Origin of the sequence: Kitasatospora sp. NPDC058478, from assembly GCF_042720345.1 — a bacterium.
GTDB lineage: Bacteria > Actinomycetota > Actinomycetes > Streptomycetales > Streptomycetaceae > Kitasatospora.
Genome location: NZ_JBHXML010000089.1, coordinates 1 through 20,909 on the forward strand (window position 1 = coordinate 1; position 20,909 = coordinate 20,909).

The 20,909-nt window shown below is 73.7% G+C and carries 22 protein-coding genes; 15 read left to right on the top strand and 7 right to left on the bottom strand.

What is annotated here, in order from left to right:
* Positions 1-44: 44 nt before the first annotated feature.
* From ACFWPT_RS35755 to ACFWPT_RS35765, 3 genes are all read right to left on the bottom strand, one after another.
* Positions 45-2,267 (bottom strand): NADP-dependent isocitrate dehydrogenase, encoded by a 2,223-nt coding sequence (locus ACFWPT_RS35755; RefSeq protein ID WP_063350304.1) that lies wholly within the window; start codon positions 2,265-2,267, stop codon positions 45-47.
* A gap of 165 nt (positions 2,268-2,432) precedes the next feature.
* Positions 2,433-2,789 (bottom strand): DUF4180 domain-containing protein, encoded by a 357-nt coding sequence (locus ACFWPT_RS35760; RefSeq protein WP_063350303.1) that lies wholly within the window; start codon positions 2,787-2,789, stop codon positions 2,433-2,435.
* 113 nt (positions 2,790-2,902) lie between these two features.
* Complete coding sequence (locus ACFWPT_RS35765) at positions 2,903-3,337, bottom strand: helix-turn-helix domain-containing protein (protein ID WP_380380978.1); 435 nt, start codon at positions 3,335-3,337, stop codon at positions 2,903-2,905.
* 236 nt (positions 3,338-3,573) lie between these two features.
* Here ACFWPT_RS35765 and ACFWPT_RS35770 point away from each other — a divergent pair, with 236 nt between their 5' ends.
* From ACFWPT_RS35770 to ACFWPT_RS35780, 3 genes are all read left to right on the top strand, one after another.
* Positions 3,574-3,879 carry an SAV_915 family protein gene (locus tag ACFWPT_RS35770; protein WP_063350301.1) on the top strand — a complete coding sequence of 102 codons (306 nt, stop codon included), beginning with the start codon at positions 3,574-3,576 and terminating at the stop codon, positions 3,877-3,879.
* Complete coding sequence (locus ACFWPT_RS35775) at positions 3,876-4,202, top strand: hypothetical protein (RefSeq protein WP_063350300.1); 327 nt, start codon at positions 3,876-3,878, stop codon at positions 4,200-4,202. The genes ACFWPT_RS35770 and ACFWPT_RS35775 overlap by 4 nt, the downstream gene beginning before the upstream one ends.
* 145 nt (positions 4,203-4,347) lie before the next feature.
* Positions 4,348-5,271 carry a serine/threonine dehydratase gene (locus ACFWPT_RS35780; RefSeq protein WP_380486949.1) on the top strand — a complete coding sequence of 308 codons (924 nt, stop codon included), beginning with the start codon at positions 4,348-4,350 and terminating at the stop codon, positions 5,269-5,271.
* Positions 5,272-5,374: 103 nt separating this feature from the next.
* Here ACFWPT_RS35780 and ACFWPT_RS35785 read toward each other — a convergent pair whose 3' ends face one another.
* Positions 5,375-7,096: an FAD-dependent oxidoreductase gene (locus ACFWPT_RS35785; protein ID WP_380486951.1), complete on the bottom strand. Its 1,722-nt coding sequence runs from the start codon at positions 7,094-7,096 to the stop codon at positions 5,375-5,377.
* A 206-nt stretch (positions 7,097-7,302) separates the two neighbouring features.
* Between ACFWPT_RS35785 and ACFWPT_RS35790 the strand changes: the two genes are divergently transcribed.
* The 9 genes from ACFWPT_RS35790 (at position 7,303) to ACFWPT_RS35830 (ending at position 14,504) form a co-directional block, all read left to right on the top strand.
* Positions 7,303-8,469: a SchA/CurD-like domain-containing protein gene (locus tag ACFWPT_RS35790; protein ID WP_380486953.1), complete on the top strand. Its 1,167-nt coding sequence runs from the start codon at positions 7,303-7,305 to the stop codon at positions 8,467-8,469.
* A 32-nt stretch (positions 8,470-8,501) separates the two neighbouring features.
* Positions 8,502-8,927: a cupin domain-containing protein gene (locus ACFWPT_RS35795; protein WP_350879141.1), complete on the top strand. Its 426-nt coding sequence runs from the start codon at positions 8,502-8,504 to the stop codon at positions 8,925-8,927.
* Positions 8,924-10,180: a beta-ketoacyl-[acyl-carrier-protein] synthase family protein gene (locus ACFWPT_RS35800; protein ID WP_380486955.1), complete on the top strand. Its 1,257-nt coding sequence runs from the start codon at positions 8,924-8,926 to the stop codon at positions 10,178-10,180. Before ACFWPT_RS35795 ends, ACFWPT_RS35800 begins: the two co-directional genes overlap by 4 nt.
* A 5-nt stretch (positions 10,181-10,185) precedes the next feature.
* Positions 10,186-11,427 carry a beta-ketoacyl synthase N-terminal-like domain-containing protein gene (locus ACFWPT_RS35805; RefSeq protein ID WP_063350294.1) on the top strand — a complete coding sequence of 414 codons (1,242 nt, stop codon included), beginning with the start codon at positions 10,186-10,188 and terminating at the stop codon, positions 11,425-11,427.
* Positions 11,428-11,461: 34 nt separating this feature from the next.
* A complete protein-coding gene (locus ACFWPT_RS35810; protein WP_063350293.1) occupies positions 11,462-11,725 on the top strand; it encodes an acyl carrier protein in 264 nt (87 codons plus the stop codon).
* 1 nt (position 11,726) lies between these two features.
* A complete protein-coding gene (locus ACFWPT_RS35815) occupies positions 11,727-12,182 on the top strand; it encodes an SRPBCC family protein (protein ID WP_063350292.1) in 456 nt (151 codons plus the stop codon).
* Between the two features lie 5 nt (positions 12,183-12,187).
* Positions 12,188-12,508 carry a TcmI family type II polyketide cyclase gene (locus ACFWPT_RS35820; protein WP_063351612.1) on the top strand — a complete coding sequence of 107 codons (321 nt, stop codon included), beginning with the start codon at positions 12,188-12,190 and terminating at the stop codon, positions 12,506-12,508.
* A gap of 520 nt (positions 12,509-13,028) precedes the next feature.
* Positions 13,029-13,634 carry a hypothetical protein gene (locus tag ACFWPT_RS35825; RefSeq protein WP_063350291.1) on the top strand — a complete coding sequence of 202 codons (606 nt, stop codon included), beginning with the start codon at positions 13,029-13,031 and terminating at the stop codon, positions 13,632-13,634.
* A 159-nt stretch (positions 13,635-13,793) separates the two neighbouring features.
* Positions 13,794-14,504: a class F sortase gene (locus tag ACFWPT_RS35830; protein WP_380372213.1), complete on the top strand. Its 711-nt coding sequence runs from the start codon at positions 13,794-13,796 to the stop codon at positions 14,502-14,504.
* Between the two features lie 69 nt (positions 14,505-14,573).
* Here ACFWPT_RS35830 and ACFWPT_RS35835 read toward each other — a convergent pair whose 3' ends face one another.
* Both ACFWPT_RS35835 and ACFWPT_RS35840 read right to left on the bottom strand, forming a co-directional pair.
* On the bottom strand, positions 14,574-15,605 hold the full coding sequence (locus ACFWPT_RS35835; protein ID WP_063350289.1) for a methyltransferase: 1,032 nt from the start codon (positions 15,603-15,605) through the stop codon (positions 14,574-14,576).
* Positions 15,606-15,687: 82 nt separating this feature from the next.
* A complete protein-coding gene (locus tag ACFWPT_RS35840) occupies positions 15,688-16,761 on the bottom strand; it encodes a nitrous oxide reductase family maturation protein NosD (RefSeq protein WP_380486958.1) in 1,074 nt (357 codons plus the stop codon).
* A 348-nt stretch (positions 16,762-17,109) separates the two neighbouring features.
* Here ACFWPT_RS35840 and ACFWPT_RS35845 point away from each other — a divergent pair, with 348 nt between their 5' ends.
* Positions 17,110-18,060, top strand: coding sequence for a deoxyribonuclease IV (locus ACFWPT_RS35845; protein WP_363370921.1), 951 nt, complete (start codon positions 17,110-17,112; stop codon positions 18,058-18,060).
* Positions 18,061-18,135: 75 nt separating this feature from the next.
* Here ACFWPT_RS35845 and ACFWPT_RS35850 read toward each other — a convergent pair whose 3' ends face one another.
* Positions 18,136-18,342 (bottom strand): hypothetical protein, encoded by a 207-nt coding sequence (locus tag ACFWPT_RS35850; protein WP_063350286.1) that lies wholly within the window; start codon positions 18,340-18,342, stop codon positions 18,136-18,138.
* 477 nt (positions 18,343-18,819) lie between these two features.
* Between ACFWPT_RS35850 and ACFWPT_RS35855 the strand changes: the two genes are divergently transcribed.
* Positions 18,820-20,202, top strand: a complete 1,383-nt coding sequence (locus ACFWPT_RS35855; RefSeq protein WP_380486976.1) for an amino acid permease — start codon at positions 18,820-18,822, stop codon at positions 20,200-20,202.
* A gap of 237 nt (positions 20,203-20,439) precedes the next feature.
* Positions 20,440-20,859, top strand: a complete 420-nt coding sequence (locus ACFWPT_RS35860; protein ID WP_380486960.1) for a hypothetical protein — start codon at positions 20,440-20,442, stop codon at positions 20,857-20,859.
* The last annotated feature ends 50 nt before the right edge of the window (positions 20,860-20,909 follow it).

Here is a 20,909-nt window from a genome sequence, read left to right on the forward strand (position 1 = left end):
GGTACCGGACCCGGGAGCCTCCCGGTGCTTCGACTCCCCTGGGATCAGGCGAGGTTGGCGAGCGCCTCGTTGAAGGTCTTGGACGGGCGCATCACCGCCGCGGCCTTGGCCGGGTCCGGCTGGTAGTAGCCGCCGAGGTCGACCGGCGAGCCCTGCACGGCGATCAGCTCGTCGACGATGGTCGTCTCCTGCTCGCCGAGCGCCTTGGCCAGGCCCTCGAACGCCTGGGCCAGCTCGGCGTCGGCGGTCTGCTGGGCCAGCTCCTGGGCCCAGTACAGGGCCAGGTAGAAGTGGCTGCCGCGGTTGTCGATGCCGCCGAGGCGGCGGCTCGGCGACTTGTCCTCGTTGAGGAAGGTGCCGGTGGCGCGGTCCAGGGTGTCGGCCAGCACCTGGGCGCGGGCGTTGTCGGTGCTGGTGGCCAGGTGCTCGAAGCTGGCGGCCAGGGCGAAGAACTCGCCGAGGCTGTCCCAGCGCAGGTAGTTCTCCTTGACCAGCTGCTGGACGTGCTTCGGGGCGGAGCCGCCGGCGCCGGTCTCGAACAGGCCGCCGCCCGCCATCAGCGGGACGACCGACAGCATCTTGGCGCTGGTGCCCAGCTCCAGGATCGGGAACAGGTCGGTCAGGTAGTCGCGCAGCACGTTGCCGGTCACCGAGATGGTGTCCTCGCCGCGGCGGATGCGCTCCAGCGAGAACGTGGTGGCCTCGACCGGGGACTTGATCTCGATCTGCAGGCCGGTGGTGTCGTGCTCCGGCAGGTACTTCTTGACCTTCTCGATCAGGACGGCGTCGTGGGCGCGGTTCTCGTCCAGCCAGAACACCGCCGGGTCGCCGGTGGCGCGGGCGCGGGTGACGGCCAGCTTGACCCAGTCCTGGATCGGCAGGTCCTTGGTTTGGCAGGCGCGGAAGATGTCGCCCGGCTGGACGGCCTGCTCCAGCACCACGTTGCCCTCGGCGTCGACGAGGCGGACGGTGCCGGCCGCGGCGATCTCGAAGGTCTTGTCGTGGCTGCCGTACTCCTCTGCCTTCTGGGCCATCAGACCGACGTTCGGGACGGAGCCGATGGTGGCCGGGTCCAGGGCGCCGTGGGCGCGGCAGTCGTCGATGACGGCCTGGTACACGCCGGAGTAGCTGCTGTCCGGCAGCACGGCGAGGGTGTCGGCCTCCTGGCCGTCCGGGCCCCACATGTGGCCGGAGGTGCGGATCATGGCCGGCATCGAGGCGTCGACGATGACGTCGCTCGGGACGTGCAGGTTGGTGATGCCCTTGTCCGAGTCGACCATCGCCAGGGCCGGGCCCTCGGCGAGCTCGGCCTCGAACGAGGCCTTGATCTCCGCGCCCAGGTGCGGCACGCCGTCCAGGCCGTTGAGGATGCCGCCGAGGCCGTTGTTCGGGTCCAGACCGGCGGCGACCAGCACCTCGCCGTACTTGGCGAAGGTCTTCGGGAAGAAGGCGCGGACCACGTGGCCGAAGATGATCGGGTCGGAGACCTTCATCATGGTGGCCTTGAGGTGGACCGAGAACAGCACGCCCTCGGCCTTGGCGCGCTCGACCTGGGCGGTCAGGAACTCGCGCAGGGCGGCGACGCGCATCACCGAGGCGTCGACGACCTCGCCGGCCAGCACCGGGACGCGCTCGCGCAGCACGGTGGCGCTGCCGTCCTCGGCGACCAGCTCGATGCGCAGCGCGCCGTCGGCGGCGATCACGGCGGACTTCTCGGTGGAGCGGAAGTCGTTCTCGCCCATGGTGGCGACGTTGGTCTCGGAGTCGGCCGACCAGGCGCCCATGCGGTGCGGGTGGGTCTTGGCGTAGTTCTTCACCGAGCCCGGGGCGCGGCGGTCCGAGTTGCCCTCGCGCAGGACGGGGTTGACGGCGCTGCCCTTGACCTTGTCGTAACGGGCGCGGACGTCCTTGTCCTCGTCGGTCTGCGGGTCGTCCGGGTAGTCCGGGAGCGCGTAGCCCTGCGCCTGCAGCTCGGCGACGGCGGCCTTCAGCTGCGGGATGGACGCCGAGATGTTCGGCAGCTTGATGATGTTGGCGCCCGGGGTCTTGGCGAGGTCGCCCAGCTCGGCGAGGGCGTCCTCGATCCGCTGGCCCTCGGCGAGACGCTCCGGGAAGCTCGCGATGATCCGCCCGGCCAGGGAGATGTCGCGGGTCTCCACGCGCACACCCGCCGTCGAGGCGTATGCCTGGACAACCGGCAGGAACGAGTAGGTCGCCAGGGCCGGAGCCTCGTCGGTGTGCGTATAGATGATGGTCGAGTCAGTCATCGGTACTCCGCTTCACGTCTCCAACGTCTTGACGTCAAGATATCTCGTCACGGCCCCCTAGCTCCACCTCCCCCCGCCCCGGAGCGTGCGCCGGGTGCCCCGGGGGCGCGCCGACGGTCAGCTCCACCGTGGTCCCGGGGCGGGTGCGGGGCAAGCGGAGAACGCTCAGACCTCGGCGAACCGGGCCGCCAGCTCCGTCTCGTCGGCGAGGAACCAGAGCTGTCGGCCGCGGTTGCTCTCCCGGACGAAGTCGCGCAGCGGGTCGCTCGCCGCGACGTGGTCGGCGATGTCTCCGAGGACCACCAGGCCGACGCGGTAGTTGACGAATTTCTGCACGATGCCGCCGGCGACCCGGGTGCGCAGCGTGAAGAAGTCCGGGTGCAGCCGGGCGACGGGGACGACCACCCAGGAGGCGCCGCGGCCGAACGCGTCGCCGATCACGTCCATGGCGTCCTGCTCCTCGCGGATCGGCGCGCCCTCGGCGGGCAGCCGCAGGACCGTCGTGCCGTACTGCTCGGACATTGCCGTTCTCCCTGGTCGATGTGGGTTCGCTGTGGATCCGATGCGGATCCCGATGCGGATCCGGTGTGACCGACGCCATCCGGCGCGGCCGGCGCCGGCGCCTGGACGAGGTCTCAGTGCATGGACGAGGTCATCGTGTGGACGATGCCGAGCAGCGCGGCGGTGTCGGCCGGATCGCCGAGGACGACGAGCCGCAGGGTCTCCCGCTCCTCGTCGTGGACGGTCTCGACGTGCAGCGGCCAGCCGCCCTCGCGCGGGCCGGCGATCGCGGCCAGCACGGCGTTGGACAGCCGGTCGGCGGCGGCCCGGTCGACGTTCTCGATCCGGACGACGGCGGACACCTCGGCGCGCCGCGGGCCGGCACCGGGCACGGGTGCGGGCGGGGCGGCCGGGGCGCCGGTGAAGGCCTCCAGGTCCGCACGGGCGATCCGGTACTGCTTGCCGATCCTGGTCGCGGCGAGCCGGCCGTCGCGGATGTAGCCGCGGACGGTGCGCACGTGCAGGCCGAGCAGTTCGGCCACCTGTTCCACCGAGTAGTACTGCGCCACCTGCGACCATCCTCTCGAACGTCCTCATCCGCAGGAAACATACCATCCGATAGGGATGTTTACGTAATGATAGGGAGTGGTTTAGTCCACTCGGGTGAACCGACCGTCAGGGGTGCGTCAACGCACCACCTCATTCGGTCAACGCCGCGTCAGGACCGGCGACGCCCGGCGGAACCCGGCCTAGCGTCGAAGCAGCAGTTCCGGCAGGCACCACCACCCCACCCGGGAGCACTCGCATGGCCCGCGTCGTCTGGCACGTTCCGGTCACCGTCTCCAGTACCGGCACCACCACCGCCCTCCGCCTCTTCCGCCTGCGCGACGGCCGCCGCTGCGCCGTCGGCTTCTCCAGCCCCGAGTCGCTCGCCGCCCTCTTCGGGCCGGACCAGGCCTTCACCGAATTCGGTGAACCCGCCCTGCGCGCACTCACCGCCCCCCTCGGCATCGACACCCTCGTCCTCGACCCGCGCCTGGTCGCCCCACCCGTCACCGCACCCGCCACCCCGCTCGCCCCCGCCCCGACCGCACAGCTCCAGCACCGGTGACCGCCCTCCAGCTGGTCCCCGAGGACCCTGACCCCGAACCGGAACCACCCGAGCCGGCCCGGGCGCTGCACGCGCTCGCCCGGGTCAGCTACGGGCCGGTCCCGCTCGACTTCGACCGGCTGGCGGCCGAGCACCCGGCCGTCCAGGGCGGACTCTCCCTCGCCGGCGACGCCGACCTGGAGCTCCGCCTCGCCTGCACCGGCCCCGAGGAACTGCGGGCGGTCGCCGCCGCCCTCCAGCGCGCCGGGGCCGCCAGGATCCGGATCGACCTGGTGCTGCGCGCCCTCACCCCCAGACCGGTCACCCTCCGCCCGGTTCCCTAGGCCCTGGCGACCTCCTCCCGCGCCCCGGTCGGGCGGCACCAGGGCCCCGCCCCGGTGCCGCCCGACCGTGATCCTTTCCTCGTCCCGCGCCCGCGACGTACCGTCAAGCCCAGAGGCGACGCACCCGGCTTGAGGAGCAGGCACGATGGACCGATTGACGTACGACGAGGTCAAGGCCGCCGGTGAGCGGATCGCCGGGAGGGTGCGGCCGGTCGTGGTCGCCCCCGGGGACGACCACGGGCGGATCTGGCTGGCGCTGGAGTTCCTTCAGCACACCGGCAGCTTCAAGGCCCGCGGCGCACAGAACTTCCTGCTCGCGCACGCCGAGGCGGGCACCCTGCCGGAGGCCGGGGTCACCATCGCCTCGGGCGGCAACGCCGGGCTGGCCTGCGCCTGGGCGGCGCGCGAGCTCGGCGCGCGCGCCACGGTGTTCCTGCCCGAGACGGCCTCCCCGGTGAAGCTGGCGCGGCTGCGCTCGTACGGCGCCGACGTGCGGCTGGTCGGCCGGGAGTACGCGGAGGCGCTGGCGGCCTGCGAGGAGTTCGCGGCGGGCAGCGGGGCGCTGGCCTCGCACGCCTACGACCACCCGCTGATCGCCGCCGGCGCGGGCACCGTGCTGGAGGAGATCCGCGCCCGGGTCCCCGGGCTGGACACGGTGGTGGTGTCGGTCGGCGGCGGCGGGCTGTTCGCCGGGGTGGCCGTCGCGGCCCGCGAGCACGGCGTCCGGGTGGTCGCGGTGGAGCCGGAGGGCAGCCGGGCCCTGCACGCCGCCCTCGCCGCCGGCCACCCCGTCGACGTCCCGGTGTCCTCCGTGGCCCAGGACGCCCTCGGCGCCCGCCGCGCCACCGCCCTCGCCGTCCACGCCGCCCGCCACGAGGGCGTCCGGTCCGTCCTGGTCGACGACGAGGCCATCGTGCGCGCCCGCCGCCGGCTCTGGGAGGACCACCGCATCGCCGTCGAGTACGCGGCCTCCACCGCCCTGGCGGCCCTCGACCACGCGGAGGGCGAGCGGGTCGCCGTCCTCCTGTGCGGCGCCAACACCGACCCGTCCGACCTCGCCGCACCCTGACCGACGGCCGCCGGACGGCGGCTCCGGCCGCATCCGTCCCCCCACACGAAGACCTGCCCGCCGGTTGCGAAACCGGCGGGCAGGTCCCGTTGTCGGCCACGCCCTACAGGCTCAGCACCGCCCGCAGGGCCCCGGCGACCTCCGTCTCCGGGTCGTCCGCCGCGCCCGTCGAGCGCCAGGCGACGAAGCCGTCCGGCCGGACCAGCACGGCGCCGGCCGGGCCGATCCCGTGCAGCTCCGCGAAGTCCGCGCCCGGCTCCGGCGCCAGGTCGTCCTCGGCGCCGCCGCCGATCCGGTAGGCGTCCAGCGGGACGGCCAGCCGGTCGGCCGCCCGCCGCGCCCCGGCCTGCCAGGCCGCGCCCTCGGGGCCGGTGAGCAGCACCATCGCCTGCTCGTACAGGTCCAGCGTGGACAGGCGCACGCCCGCCCGCAGCAGCCACTGGTGCGGGGCGCGGCTGCCCGGCTCCCCGGCCGACTCGAACTTCTCGGGGACGACCGCGCCCGCCGGGTCCGTCCCGGTCACCGCGCCCACCGGGTAGCGGTAGCCGAGCGCCACCCCGAGCACCCCGGTCTGCCGCCCGGCACCCGGCACCACCGCGTACCCGGGGTGGCTGTGCTCGGCCGAGCGGGCCGAGGCCCGCTCGCTGGTCACCTGCGCGACCGGGCGCCGCTCCTGCCCGTACGTCTCCAGCAGTTCCGGCCCGGCCCACCCGCAGAGCACCGCGGCGAGCTTCCAGGCCAGGTTGTGCGCGTCCTGGATGCCGGTGTTGGAGCCGAACGCGCCGGTCGGCGACATCTCGTGCGCGGAGTCCCCGGCGAGGAAGACCCGCCCGGCGCCGTACCGCTCGGCCACCCGCTCGGCGGCGTGCCAGGGCGCCCGGCCGGTCACCTCGACGTCGAGCTCCGGCAGGCCGACGGCGGTGCGGATGTGCCGCTCGCAGCGCTCGTCGGTGAACGCCTCCAGCGGCTCACCGTGCTCGGGGTGCCAGGGCGCGTGGAAGACCCACTCCTCCTGGTTGTCCACCGGCAGCAGCGCGCCGTCCGCCTCCGGGTTGGTCAGGTAGCAGGCGATGAAGTGCCGGTCCCCGACCACGTCGGCCAGCCGCTTGGCGCGGAAGGTGATGCTGACGTTGTGGAACAGCTCGCCCTGGCCGCTCTGGCCGATGCCCAGGCGCTCGCGGGCCGGGCTGCGCGGGCCGTCCGCCGCGATCAGGTAGTCCGAGCGCACCCGGCGCTCCTCGCCGGTCTCCCGGCTGCGCAGCACCGAGGTGACGCCCTCGGCGTCCTGCTCGAAGGAGACCAGCTCGGTGTTGAAGCGGACGTCGCCGCCGAGGTCGCGGGTGGCGCGCAGCAGCACCGGCTCCAGGTCGTTCTGGCTGCACAGGCACCACGAGCTGGGGCTGAACCGGGCGAGCCGCCCGCCGGGGTCGATCTCCCGGAACAGCCACTCCTGCTCGGCGCCGGTCAGCGAGGGCGCCTGGAGGATGCCGTGGTTCGGGGCGAGGACCGACGCCGCCTCGCGGATCGCCGGCTCGATCCCGGCCACCCGGTACAGCTCCATCGTGCGGACGTTGTTGCCTCGGCCACGCGGGTGATGCGAGGTGTCGGCGTGCTTCTCGACCAGCAGGTGCCTGACACCCAGTCGGCCGAGGAAGAGCGAGGCCGACAGCCCGACCAGCGACCCTCCCACGATCAGGACCGGCACCCGGTCGTCAACCTTCGGATTCATCAATTGCTCCGCCCTGTCAGGGGATTCAGCGGACCGGTGGCTGGGATCGGGGCCGCCCTCGACGCGACCGCACGACCGGGGGCCCCGCTCTTCCATCCCCCGCCCGAGGGTGCTTGTGCCGCCTCTTCGCCCGGATGGCCCGCAAATATCGCGGCACCCCGGTACGCCGCTCACGATCGACTTCAGGCCTGGCGCCGACCGACCGGGCCGATCGCCGTCGCACCGCCCTCCCAAGCCGGGAGCACCCCCCGGACGCGGCCCACCGCGGCCCGCAACGTGCGGCCCAGAGCAGAAAGTGGACCATGACAACTCTGTCCGAACCGCAGCGGAAGCAGCAGGCCGACTCCGACACCCGGCTCCGGGTGGTACTGATGCTGGAGATCCAGGACGGCGCCCAGCAGCGCTTCCTCGACGTCTACGAGCAGCTGCGCCACCAGGTGGCCTCGGTGCCCGGCCATGTCAGCGACCAGCTGTGCCAGTCGATCAACGACCCCCGCCAGTGGCTGATCACCAGCGAGTGGGAGGACCAGGACACCTTCCTGGAGTGGGTGGACAGCCCCGCCCACCGCGAGATGGTCAAGCCGATGCACGGCTGCGTCAGCGACAACTTCCGCTCGCTGCGCTACGGCATCCTGCGCGAGACCTCGGCGGCCGGCTCCACCGGCACCCGGGCCCCGCTGGAGGTGCCGCCCGGCCTGCCGCGCACCGAGCCCGCCGGGCACGTCGGCCCGCCGAAGGCCGAGCCCGGCCCGGACGGCGTGGTCCGGCACGCGCTCACCTTCACGGTCAAGCCCGGCAGCGAGCACGAGGTGGCCCGGATCCTGTCCGGCTACGCCTCGCCCCGGGCCGAGGTGGACGAGCACACCCGGCTGCGCCGCACCTCGCTGTTCATGCACGGCAACCGGGTGGTCCGGGCCGTCGAGGTGGTCGGCAACCTCGGCGACGCGCTGCGCCACGTGGCGATGCAGCCGGAGGTGCGGGCCGTCGAGGAGGCGATCAACCCGTACCTGGAGGAGGCCCGCCAGCTGGGCGACCCGCAGGCCGCGCGCGCCTTCTTCGCCCGGGCCGCGCTGCCGGCGAAGCACCAGGCGATCGCCAGCTCCCCGACCTCCGCCCGGCTGCACCGGAACGCCGTGCTGTACCCCGTCCGCCCGGGCGAGGGGCAGGCCGTCGCCGAGCTGCTCGCCGACTACGACAACCTCGCCACCGCCGACCCGACCGGCCCGGTCGCGGCCAGCACCGTGTTCCACCGGGCGGACGTGGTGGTGCGCCTGGTCGACCTGCGGGTGCCGGCCGAGGCCGACCCGGCGGCCGCCCTCGGCGTGGCGGGCGACCAGGAGGCCGCCGCGCTCGGCCGGCTGCTCGACCTCGGCCCGCAGGGCGACCTGCGCACCGCCACCGGGCTCGCCGCCGCCCTCGCCGCCCGCGCCATGAACCCGGTCACCGACCGCAGCTCGCAGGACAACTGAAGAACCAGCCGCATCTCTCGGAGGAAAACACCATGACCACGCAGTACCCACGGATCGTGCACGTCGACGAGGCACCGGAGAACCGTCGGCGCGGCGGCGACCTGCGCGCCATGCTCACCCCGACCACCTGCGGGGCGACCAGCGGGTTCATGGGGCTGGCGATCGTCCAGCCCGGCGAGCGGATCGGCGAGCACTACCACCCGTACTCCGAGGAGTTCGTGTTCGTGGTCAGCGGCGACCTGGAGGTGGACCTGGACGGCGAGAGCCGTCCGATCAGGCCCAACCAGGGCCTGATGATCCCGATCAACATGCGCCACCGCTTCCGCAACGTCGGCGACACCGAGGCCCGGATGGTGTTCCACCTCGGCCCGCTCGCCCCCCGCCCCGAGCTCGGCCACGTGGACACCGAGGAGACCGGCGCCGCCGGGCCGCCGGAACACGCCAAGGTGGCCTCGTGACCCGGCGCGTCGCCGTCACCGGGATCGGCGTCGTCGCGCCCGGCGGGGTCGGGGTCCGGGCGTTCTGGGAGCTCCTCACCGCCGGCCGCACCGCCACCCGGGGCATCACGCTCTTCGACCCCACCGGGTTCCGCTCCCGGATCGCCGCCGAGGTCGACTTCGACCCGGCGGCCCACGGGCTGAGCCCGGCGGACATCCAGCGGGCCGACCGCTACGTGCAGTTCGCGATGGTCGCGGCGGACGAGGCGATCGCCGACGCGGGCCTGGACCTGGCCGCCGAGGACCCGTGGCGGATCGCCGTCTCGCTCGGCACCGCCGTCGGCGGCACCACCCGACTGGAGCACGACTACGCTCTGGTCAGCGCCGGCGGCGCCCGCTGGGACGTCGACCACCAGCGGGCCGAACCGCAGCTGCACCGGGCCTTCGCGCCCAGCACGCTGGCCTCCACGGTCGCCGAGCGCACCGGCGCGCACGGCCCGGTGCAGACCGTCTCCACCGGCTGCACCTCCGGCCTCGACGCGATCGGCTACGGCTTCCAGGCCGTCGAGGAGGGGCGCGCCGACATCTGCATCGCCGGCGCCTCCGACTCGCCGATCTCGCCGATCACCGTCGCCTGCTTCGACGCCATCAAGGCCACCAGCGAGCGCAACGACGACCCGGAGCACGCCTCCCGGCCCTTCGACGCCCACCGGGACGGCTTCGTCCTCGGCGAGGGCGGCGCCGTCCTGGTGCTGGAGGAACTGGAGCACGCCCGCCGCCGCGGCGCCCGGATCTACGGCGAGATCGGCGGCTTCGCCACCTTCGGCAACGCCTACCACATGACCGGCCTCACTCAGGAGGGGCTGGAGATGTCCCGGGCGATCGACGACGCGCTCGCCCACGCCCGGGTGGACCGCACCGACGTCGGCTACGTCAACGCGCACGGTTCGGGCACCAAGCAGAACGACCGGCACGAGACCGCCGCCGTCAAGCGCTCGCTCGGCGCCCACGCCTACCGGACGCCGATGAGCTCCATCAAGTCGATGGTCGGGCACTCGCTCGGCGCGATCGGCGCCATCGAGGTGGTCGCCTGCACCCTGGCGCTGGCCCACGGCGTGGTGCCGCCGACCGCCAACTACGAGACTCCCGACCCGGAGTGCGACCTCGACTACGTGCCGCGCACCGCGCGCGAGCTGCCGCTGAGCCACATCCTCTCGGTCGGCAGCGGATTCGGCGGATTCCAGTCCGCCGTCGTGCTCAACAGAACGGGGTGAGTGTCATGACGTCACGTCAGCAGGGCCGCCGGGCGGTGGTCACCGGCCTCGGCGTGGTGGCGCCGAACGGCGTTGGGGCCGACGCCTTCTGGAAGGCCACCAGGCAGGGCGTGAGCGTCCTCGACCGGATCACCCGCGAGGGCTGCGACGGGCTGCCGCTGCGCGTCGCCGGCCAGGTGCGGGACTTCGACCCGCGGGCCGCGATCGACAGCCGGTACCTGGTGCAGACCGACCGGTTCACGCACTACGCGATGGCCGCCGCCGACCTGGCGGTGGCGGACGCCGGGTTCCACCCCGACCCCGAACATCCCTTCGCGGTCGGGGTGGTGACCGCGGCCGGCTCCGGCGGCGGCGAGTTCGGCCAGCGCGAGCTCCAGCAGCTCTGGGGCCAGGGGCCGCAGTTCGTCGGCCCGTACCAGTCCATCGCCTGGTTCTACGCGGCCAGCACCGGCCAGATCTCGATCCGCGGCGGCTACAAGGGCCCGTGCGGGGTGGTCGCCAGCGACGAGGCCGGCGGCCTGGACGCGCTCGCGCACGCGGCCCGCACGATCGAGCGCGGCACCGACGCGGTGGTGGCCGGCGCCGCCGAGGCACCGCTGGCGCCGTACTCGATGGTCTGCCAGCTCGGCTACCCGGAGGTCAGCCTCGCCGGGCAGCCCGACCGGGCCTATCTGCCGTTCACCGCGCAGGCCTGCGGCTTCGCCCCCGCCGAGGGCGGCGCGATGCTGCTGCTGGAGGACGAGCAGGCGGCCCGGCGGCGCGGCGCCGCCGTCCGGGCCCACCTGGCCGGACACGGCTCCACCTTCACCGGGGCCTCCCGCTGGGAGGAGTCCCGCGAGGGGCTGGCCGCCGCGATCCGCATCGCGCTGGACGAGGCCAGGATCGCGCCCGAGGAGATCGACGTGGTCTTCGCGGACGCGCTCGGCGTCCCGGCCGCCGACCGGGCCGAGGCGCTCGCACTGGCCGACGCGCTCGGCCCGGCGGCCGAACGCGTCCCGGTCACCGCCCCCAAGTCCGGTACCGGACGGGCCTACTGCGGCGCGCCGCTGCTGGACGTGGCGGCCGCCGTCCTGGCCATGGAGGACGGCGTGCTGCCGCCCACCCCGAACGTCACCGAGGTCAGCCACGACCTCGCCCTGGTGACCGGCCGCGCCCGTCCGGCCGAACTGCGCACCGCACTGGTGCTCAGCCGCGGGCTGATGGGTTCCAACTCCGCGCTGGTGCTCCGGTGCGGAGACCGGCCCTGAGACCGCACCCGCAATTCCACCGAAGGGACACCCCGTGAGCAACACCCTCAGCTATCCCGAGCTGGCCGCCCTGATCCAGGCCCGGGCCGGCGTCACCGTCGACCCGCTCCACCTGGAGCGTCCGGGCGCGCAGTTCGACGAGTTCGGCGTCGACTCGCTCGGCCTGCTCGGCGTCGTCGGCGAACTGGAGAACCGGCACGGCCTCAAGGTCACCTCGGGCGCCGAGTCCGCCAAGACCCCGGCCGAGTTCCTGGAGCTCGTCAACACCTCCCTCCTCTCCCCGAAAGCTGGTGCCTGAGATGCCCGGACACACCGACAACGAGATCGTCATCGCCGCCCCCCTCGACCTGGTCTGGGAGATCACCAACGACCTGGAGAACTGGCCGGACCTCTTCAGCGAGTACGCCTCGGTGGAGGTGCTGGAGCGCGACGGCGACAGCGTCCGCTTCCGGCTCACCATGCACCCGGACGAGAACGGCCAGGTGTGGAGCTGGGTCTCCGAGCGCACCACCGACAAGTCCTCGCTCGCGGTGCGCGCCCGCCGGGTCGAGCCCGGCCCGTTCGAGTTCATGGACATCCGCTGGGAGTACGCGGAGGTCCCGGCCGGGACGAGGATGCGCTGGATCCAGGACTTCGCGATGAAGCCCACCGCCCCGGTCGACGACCACGGCATGGTCAACCACATCAACCGCAACTCCCGGATCCAGCTGGAGCTGATCCGCGAGAAGGTCGAGAAGCGGGCGGCGGAGCGGTGACCGGGATGCACCGCGCCCTGATCGTCGCCCGGATGAAGCCGGAGGCGGCACCGGACATCGCCGAGGTGTTCGCCACGTCCGACCAGGGTGAACTGCCGCACCTGATCGGCGTCACCGGCCGCAGCCTGTTCCAGTTCGGCGACGTCTACCTGCACCTCATCGAGGCCGACCGCCCGCCGGGCCCGGCCGTCGCCAAGGTCATCGGCCACCCGGAGTTCCGGTCCGTCAGTGACCAGCTGACCGCCTTCGTCCAGGCCTACGACCCGGCCACCTGGCGCGAGCCGAAGGACGCCATGGCGCACGAGTTCTACCGCTGGGACCGCTGACCCCGTCCCACCCGTCCCGCTCGTCCTGGGCCCGCCCCCGGCCATCCGCCGGGGGCGGGCCCACGTGTGCGTCCGGATCGACCGGACGTGGCGTCAGCGCCGCCCGAGCCCGCCCGACGCGGCGTCAGTGCCACCCACGCCCGCCCGACGGCACGTCAGCACCATCCGAGCCGCCCGACGCGGCGTCAGCGCCTTCCCGGGCCTGCCCGACGCGGCGTCAGCATCGTCCCGGACCCGCCCGACGCGGCGTCAGCGCCTTCGGGACGGACCGACACGCCGTCAGCACAGGACCGACTCGGCCCGGACCGCCGCGAATCCTTTTCACCCGTCTCACTGGGGCACCCGGGTGAACCGGGCCGGGACTCCACTCGAATCGAGCACAGTCCGTACCCAAGTCGCCACTCTCCGGTGGCGGCGGACGTCGCGGTGGTTGACGGTGAATCAGACGCAGTTCCCACGAATTCCCTTGTCCGGCGCCGTGCCGGCGATCGCGGGCCTGTGTATCGGAAGGATCAACCTCATGCGTTCTGCACGCACTCTGCTCGCCGGGGCGGCTGTCGCCGCCGTTCTCACCGTCGGCACCCCCATGGCCTTCGCCGACGGCTCCGCCGACCAGGCGAAGAGCCTCACCTCGCAGGACCAGTCCGACCGCGGCGACGAGCACGGTCGCGGCGACGACCGGGGCGACGAGCACGGCCGCGGCGAAGGCCGGGGCGACGAGCACGGCCGCGGCGAGGGTCGCGGCGACGAGCACGGCCGCGGCGAGGGTCGCGGCGACGAGCACGGCCGCGGCGAAGGCCGTGGCGACGAGCACGGCCGCGGCGAAGGCCGTGGCGACGAGCACGGCCGCGGCGAAGGCCGTGGCGACGACAAGGGCGGCGAGGGTCGCGGCGGCGACAAGGGCGGCGAGGGCCGCGGCGGCGAGCACGGCCGTGGTGGCGAGCACGGCCGCAAGGGCCCGCACGGCGGCGTGCACGCCGGCGGTGGCGGCCTGGCGATGGTCGAGACCGGCACCACGCTGTCCGGTGGCGGCCTCGCCTCCGGCGCCGTCCTCCTGATCGGCGGCCTCGGGGCCGGCGCGTACGCGCTGCGCCGCAACCGCCGCAACACCGGCGCCACCATCTGACGTCCGGCATCTGACGCCGCCCCCACGCGCCTCCCCACCAGGGCGGCGCGCACGGGGGCGGCGGGTCGTTTTGGACCTTCTGGACCTTTTCGGGCCGTCACCGGCCCGGCTGCGCATGGGAATGGAGAAAGAGGAGCGATGGGCGGTCCCGTCCCTGGAATGTCCCGACTGCTGCGCACCGGCATCGGTGCGGCGGCGGTCGGTCTGCTGCTGATGTACAACTCGGTCGACACCACGCCGAGAGCCAACTCGGCGTCCCGCATGACCCGTCCCCCGGCGATCGTCGCGCCGGCCACCCCCCGCCCGTCCCCACCGGCCACCACCCCCGCGGACGCCCCCACGGACGCCCCCGCGGAGGCCCCTGCGGAGGCCGCCGAGGACCCTGCCCCCGCGCCACCGTCGCTGGGCCGTGCCAATCCGACCCGGCTGCGGATCCCGCAGATCGGCGTCGACGCCCCGTTCACCGAGCTGACGCTCGATCCGGAGGGCCAGCTCACCGCGCCGCCGCCGGACGACGACAACCTGGTCGGCTGGTACCGGGACGGCGTCTCCCCGGGCGAGCTCGGCAGCTCGGTGGTCGCCGGGCACGTGGACACCACCACGGGCCCGGCGGTGTTCGTGATGCTGAGCCAGCTGCAACCGGACCAGCAGATCGAGGTGGGGCGCGCGGACGGCACGGTCGCGGTGTTCTCGGTGGACTCGGTGGAGGCCTTCCCCAAGAACGCCTTCCCGGACGACAAGGTGTACGGCCAGACGCCCGACGCCCAGCTGCGGCTGATCACCTGCGGCGGTGCGTACGACAAGGGCCAGAAGGACTACTCGGACAACGTGGTGGTCTTCGCGCACCTGGATTCCTCGCACCCGGCCTGACCGGCAACGCGAACGACCGCCGCCCCCAACTCCCTGGGGGACGGCGGTCGTTCGCGTAAGGGCCGGTGCTCAGCCGCGCACGGTGGCCTCGAAGGCGTGCAGGTAGGGGTTGACCGGGTGGACGTCCGCGACGTCCAGTCCGGCGTCCTCCATCAGCCGCACCATGCTCTCCTTGGAGTGCTTGGCGCCGCCGACGTTGAGCAGCAGCATCAGGTCCATCGCGGTGGTGAAGCGCATCGACGGGCTGTCGTCGACCAGGTTCTCCACCACCACGACGCGGGCGCCGGGCCGGGCCGCGGCGACCACGTTGGCGAGGGTGCGGCGGGTGCTCTCGTCGTCCCACTCCAGGATGTTCTTGATGATGTAGAGGTCGGCGCGGACCGGGATCTCCACCCGGCAGTCACCGGGCACCAGCCGGGCGCGGGCCGAGAAGGCACCGCCGTCCTGGAGCCGGGGTTCGGCGCCGGCGACCACCTTGGGCAGGTCGAGCAGGGTGCCGTGCAGCGCCGGGTGCTTCTCCAGCAGGCTGGCCAGCACGTGCCCCTGGCCGCCGCCGATGTCCGCCACCGAGTCGACGCCGGTGAGGTCCAGGTACTCGGCGAGGTCGTGGGCGGACTGCCGGCTGGAGGCGGTCATCGCCTTGTCGAAGACCTTCGCGGAGTCGCCCGCGTCGCTGTGCAGGTAGTCGAAGAACTCCTTGCCGAACAGCTCGGGGAAGACGTTGCGGCCGGAGCGGACCGCCTCGTCCAGCTTGGGCCAGGCCTCCCAGGTCCACGGCTCGGTGCACCAGAGGGAGATGTACCGCAGCGAGTTGGGCGCGTCCTCGCGCAGCAGGCGGGACATCTCGGTGTGCTCGAAGCGGTCGTCGGAGGTCTCGGAGAAGATGCCGTAGCAGGTGAGCGCGCGCAGCAGGCGGCACAGCGGCAGGGGCTCGGTGTCGAGGGCGGCGGCGAGTTCGGTGACGCTGGTCGGGGTGTCGCCGAGCACGTCGGCGACGCCGAGCCGGGCGGCCGCGCGGACGGCGGCGGCGCAGGCGGCGCCGAAGACGAGCTCGCGCAGGCGCATCGCGGCCTGGGGAGTGGGGGGCGGTGCGATGGTCATGGGAGGTCTTCCTTGTCGACGGGGGCGGGGGTGCCGGGGGCGCGTGCCGGGGGCGGGTCGTACCGGGTGCGGGTGCCGCGGTTCAGCAGCGGCCGGACGGATCGGACCGCGCGCAGGTGTTGCGGGCGAACGCGTTCTCGCCGGTGTCGCGGTCGGCGATGTCGGCCGGGCTGTTGCCGCTCAGGTGGTTGTCGGCGACGGTGTTGCGGGCGTTGGGGACGCCGACGGCGCTCTTGAAGAGGACGATCCCGCCGGAGAAGTCCGAGCTGCCGACGTTGTCGTGGACCTCGTTGTCGGTGACCCGGGTGTCCTCGACCCCGGTGAGCACGATGCCCGCGCCCTGGATGGCGCCCAGCCGCGGGTTGGCCGGGCAGAACATGTTGTTGGCGACGACCCGGTTGCGACGCACGTCGAGGTCCCCGGCCCGGGGCACGCCCTCGTCGCCGACCACGAAGACGCCGGCGCAGTTGCCGCGGAGCTCGTTGTCCTGGACGGCCAGCCCGCGCAGTCGGCGGACGGTGACGCCGACCCGGTTCTCGGTCAGCTCGTTGCCCTCCACGACGGTGCCCCCGGTGTCGGGCGCGCCGCCCTCGCGGTAGGCGTAGTTGGCGAGGAAGACACCGGACTGGCCGTTGCGGGTCGCGCGGTTGCCGACGATCCGGGCCCGGGTGGAGATCTCCTGGCTGATGCCCTGCTGGGCGTTGTCGTGGACGTAGGTGTCGCGCACGGTCAGGCCGGTGGTGCCGCTGGCGTCGATGCCGTTCTTGCGGAAGCCGGTGACGGCGAGGGTCTCGATGGTGACGTCCGGCAGCGGGGCCGCCTCGGTGCCGTCCACGCAGAGGCCGTGGCCGGCGGTGGCGCAGGCGTTCTCGGTGCCGCCTCCGGGGGTGATCACGCTGTCCGCGCCGGCGCCGCGCAGGGTGAGGCCCGGGGTGGTGATGCGGACGCTGCCGGGGTAGGTGCCGGCGAGCAGTTGGACGGTGTCGCCGGGGAGGGCGGCGTCGACGGCCTGCTGAATCGATTCGCCCGGCTGGACGACGTGCAGGCCGTCGGCGGCGTGGGCCGCGGGCGCGGCGGCCAGGGTGGCGAGGACGGTGGTCAGGGCGGTGGCGGCGGCGGTGGCCGCGGCGAAGTGGTGGACCCGTCGCGTGGGCATGAGTGGTGACCTGTTCTTTCCGGCGCGCTCGCCGGTGTGCGGCCGGAGCCTGCCGGGCAGCGCGCTAGGTACGCGGTGTCTGTTCTTACACGGTGTGCTTGGTCAGTGACGGCCGGTGGGTGCGGCCGACTCGACGCTATGGGCCGCCGGGTGGGCCCGCCACCAGGGCTGGGCTGCGGGACTGACGGGGCGTCGGCCGGTGGTGGGACGGCCCGGCGTGGCGCGTGCGGCGCGGCGCGCTCCGAGCCGCGCCGCACGGCACGCCACCGGACCACCCCGGCACCACCCCCGGCACCGCCGGCCGGGCCGCGTGCCACCGCCGGCCGGCGGCGTGACATCCTCGGGGCCATGACCACCGCACCCGCAGCGCCCCTCGGCACCCTCCGCAACCCGGTCGGCGCCCACGTCCCGGTGGCCGCCCGCGGGCTGGCCGGCACGGGGCTGGCGTACGCGCGCCGGGTCGGCGCCGAGACCGTGCAGGTGTTCGTGGCCAACCCGCGCGGCTGGGCCACTCCGCCGGGCAACCCCGCGCAGGACGAGGAGTTCCGGGCGGCCTGCGCCGAGCAGGGACTCCCCGCCTGGGTGCACGCGCCGTACCTGATCAACTTCGGCTCGGACAACCCGGCCACCCGCGAGCGCTCGGCCGACTCGCTGCGGCACTCGCTGCGCCGCGGCCACGCGATCGGCGCACTGGGCGTCGTCCTGCACACCGGCTCGGCGGTCGGCACGGCGCCCGGCGGCGGCTCCCGGCGGGCCGAGGCGATGGCACAGGTCCGGGCCGACGTGCGGCCGCTGCTGGACGAACTGGACGCCCTCGGCGAGGACGCGCCCTGGCTGCTGCTGGAGCCGACGGCTGGCCAGGGCAGCTCGCTCTGCTCCCGGCTGGAGGAGCTCGCCGAGTACGTCGAGGCGCTGGACGGGCACCCGAAGGTCGGCGTCTGCCTGGACACCTGCCACGCCTTCGCCGCCGGGCACGACCTGGCCGTACCGGGCGGGGTGACGGCCGCGCTGGACGCCCTGGCGTCGGCGGCCGGGCCGGGCCGGCTGCGGCTGATCCACGCCAACGACTCCGAGGACGTCGTCGGCGCGCGCAAGGACCGGCACGCCAACATCGGCGCCGGGATGATCGGCGCGGAACCGTTCCGCGAGCTGTTCGAGCACCCGGAGACGGCCGGTGTCCCGCTGCTGGTGGAGACCCCGGACCGCAAGCACGGCGGGGACGGCACCGGGCACGCGATGGACATCGCCGTACTGAAGGAACTGCGCGAGCGGGCCGCCGCCCCCGCCCTGCCCGCCTGACCTGCTCGGACCGCCGCGCGGACAGCCGTGAGCCCGGAGGCCCACAGCGGCCCCCGGGCTCCGAGCTCGGACGGATCAGCCCTCGCTGTGCTCGTGGTAGTTGAACCAGTTGGCGTGCGGGCCGAACAGGCCGACACCCGCCGAACCGGACTCCAGGCCCTGCCCGGAGGACGGCACCGGCGTGTGGCCGAACGCCATGGCCGAGGTCGGCACGGCCACCACGGCGGCACCCGTCACGGCCACGATCACCGCGAGCTTGCGGATCTTCCCACGAAGCGACATCTACTGTCCCCTAGTTCGTCTCTGGTCCTCTGACCCGCGCCCCCGACCGGCCACGTCGACCGCCCGCAGGCTGGGCGACGCCCCACGGGGAGGCGCCGGGCCAACGTTTGCACACGAACGCGCACGCGCCGCGGCGCGCCGCAACCCGGCTGAGGCATCCGGGTGACGACATCCCTCCCCCGGGTGAACGCCCTCGGACACCCGGCCGCACGCCGAACGGCCGCGCCGGACCGGCACTGGACGAGCGCCCGTCCGACCGGCACTGGACGAGCGCCCGCCGGAGCGGCGCAGGACGAGTGCCCGTCCGACCGGCGCAGGACGAGTGCCCGTCCGACCGGCGCGGGACCGCAAGTCTTGCGGTGACATGCCAGGCCGACTGAACAAATCCCATCGATTTGGTACAGAGCGCCACCCGGTTCGAGCATGAACGGTGGCTCCACCGAGCACGAGCAGGACCACGAAAGGCGCACCACCCTCATGCAGACCAGCCCGGCCGCACCCCGGCAGGCGACCCGACCGAGCCCGCCGGAGACGCCGGAAGCGGTCACCGCGACACCCCGCAAGGGCGGCCGCTTCGGCCTGCCGACCGCCACCGCCCTGGTGATGGGCAACATCATCGGCGGCGGCATCTTCATGATCCCCGCCGCCGTGGCCCCCTACGGGACGGTCAGCCTGGTCTCCTTCGTCGTCCTGACCGTGGGCGCGATCGCCCTCGCGCTCGTCTTCGGGCAGCTCGCGCGCCGCAACCCGCGCACCGGCGGGCCCTACGTCTACGCCCGGGAGGCCTTCGGGGACTTCGCCGGGTTCCTGTCGGCCTGGTCGTACTGGATCACCACCTGGGTCAGCAACGCCGCGCTCGCGGTCGCCGCCGTCGGCTATCTCGACGTGCTGCTGCCCGTCGGCCACTCCATCGGGCTCAGCATCGCCGCCGCGATGGCCTTCCAGTGGCTGCCCGCGCTGGCGAACCTGGCCGGCACCCGCTACGTCGGCGCCGTCCAACTCGTCTCCACCGTCCTCAAGTTCATCCCGCTGCTGCTGGTCTCGGTGGGCGGTCTGGGCTTCTTCGACGCGCGCAACCTGGGCCCCTTCGACGCCACCGGGCACGGCTGGGCCGGCGGGATGACGGCGGCCGCGGCCATCCTGCTCTTCAGCTACCTGGGCGTGGAGTCGGCCGCGATGAGCGCCGGCCAGGTCCGCGATCCGGAGCGCAACGTCGGGCGGGCCAGCGTGCTCGGCACGGCCGGTGCGGCGGTGGTCTACCTGCTGGGCACGCTCGCGGTCTTCGGCACCGTCGCCCACGACCGGCTGATCCACTCCACCGCGCCGTTCTCGGACGCCGTGGACGCCATGTTCGGCGGCACGTGGGGCGGCACGGCCATCGCCGTCGCCGCGCTCGTCTCGATGACCGGCGCGCTCAACGGCTGGACGCTGCTGGCCGCCCAGGCGCCGTACGCGGCCGCCAAGGACGGGCTGTTCCCGGCCGCCTTCGCCAAGGAGCGGCGCGGCGTCCCGGTGTTCGGCGTCGTGACCAGCGTCGCGCTGGCCTCGGTGCTGACCATCCTCAACTTCGCCACCGGCGCCAAGGGCGCGTTCGAAATCCTGGTGCTGGTCACCACCTTCACCGCGACCGTCCCGTACCTGCTCTCCACCGCCGCGCAGCTGTACTGGCTGGTGCGCGGCATGCCCGACAAGGTCTCCGGGGGCCGGCTCGCCCGGGACGCGGTGCTGGGCCTGGGCGCCTTCGGCTTCTCCCTGTGGCTGGTGGCCGGCGCGGGTTACGCGGCCGTCTACCAGGGCGTGCTGTTCCTGTTCGCCGGGATCCTGGTCTACGTCTGGATGGCGGCCCGCCGCCGGGACTGACGGCCCGAGGACCGGGGCCGCGGCGGCTCGGAGTAACGAGCGCCTGACGTATCGTCACGCACCTTGCCGGAGGCGGCAGATGTGGACATCCTTGGCCGGAGGTTTCCCTCCCGGGCGGCTCCGCGCCATCGGCCGGGCCGCCCGCACCGGATAGACGGGAGGCCGGAACCTCCGCACCCTGCACCGCCGTTCCACGCGAACCTCCGTTTCCGTGAACCTTCGAGTACCGGGAGTGCCATGAAGATCCTGAGGCTGTTGACAGTCCCCGCCGCCGTCCTCGCCCTGACCGCCGGCACCGTCACCGCCGCCGCAGCGGCCCCGGCGCGGCCGGCCCTGAACGACGTCGTGGTCCTCGGCGTCGCCTCCAACGGCCAGACCGTGCAGGTCCACCCGGGTGACGTGGTCCAGGTCAACCTGCCGCCCTACCGCGACAGCACCGTCACCTGGCTGTCCTCCGTCCCGGCGACGACCGCGCCCTCGGTGCTGCCGCAGACCTCGGGCAGCACCGACCCCGACAACACCGCGCACGCGACCTTCAGCGCGGCCACCGCCGGGACGAGCGACATCACCTGGATCTGGCGCTGCGCCTTCCCGGACCGCGGCTCGGCCTGCCCGCCGTTCGTCTACTACCTGCGGACCACCATCGTCGTCTCCTGACCGCACGCACTCGAACGGCCGGGGTCCGCAGCCTGCGGATCCCGGCCGTT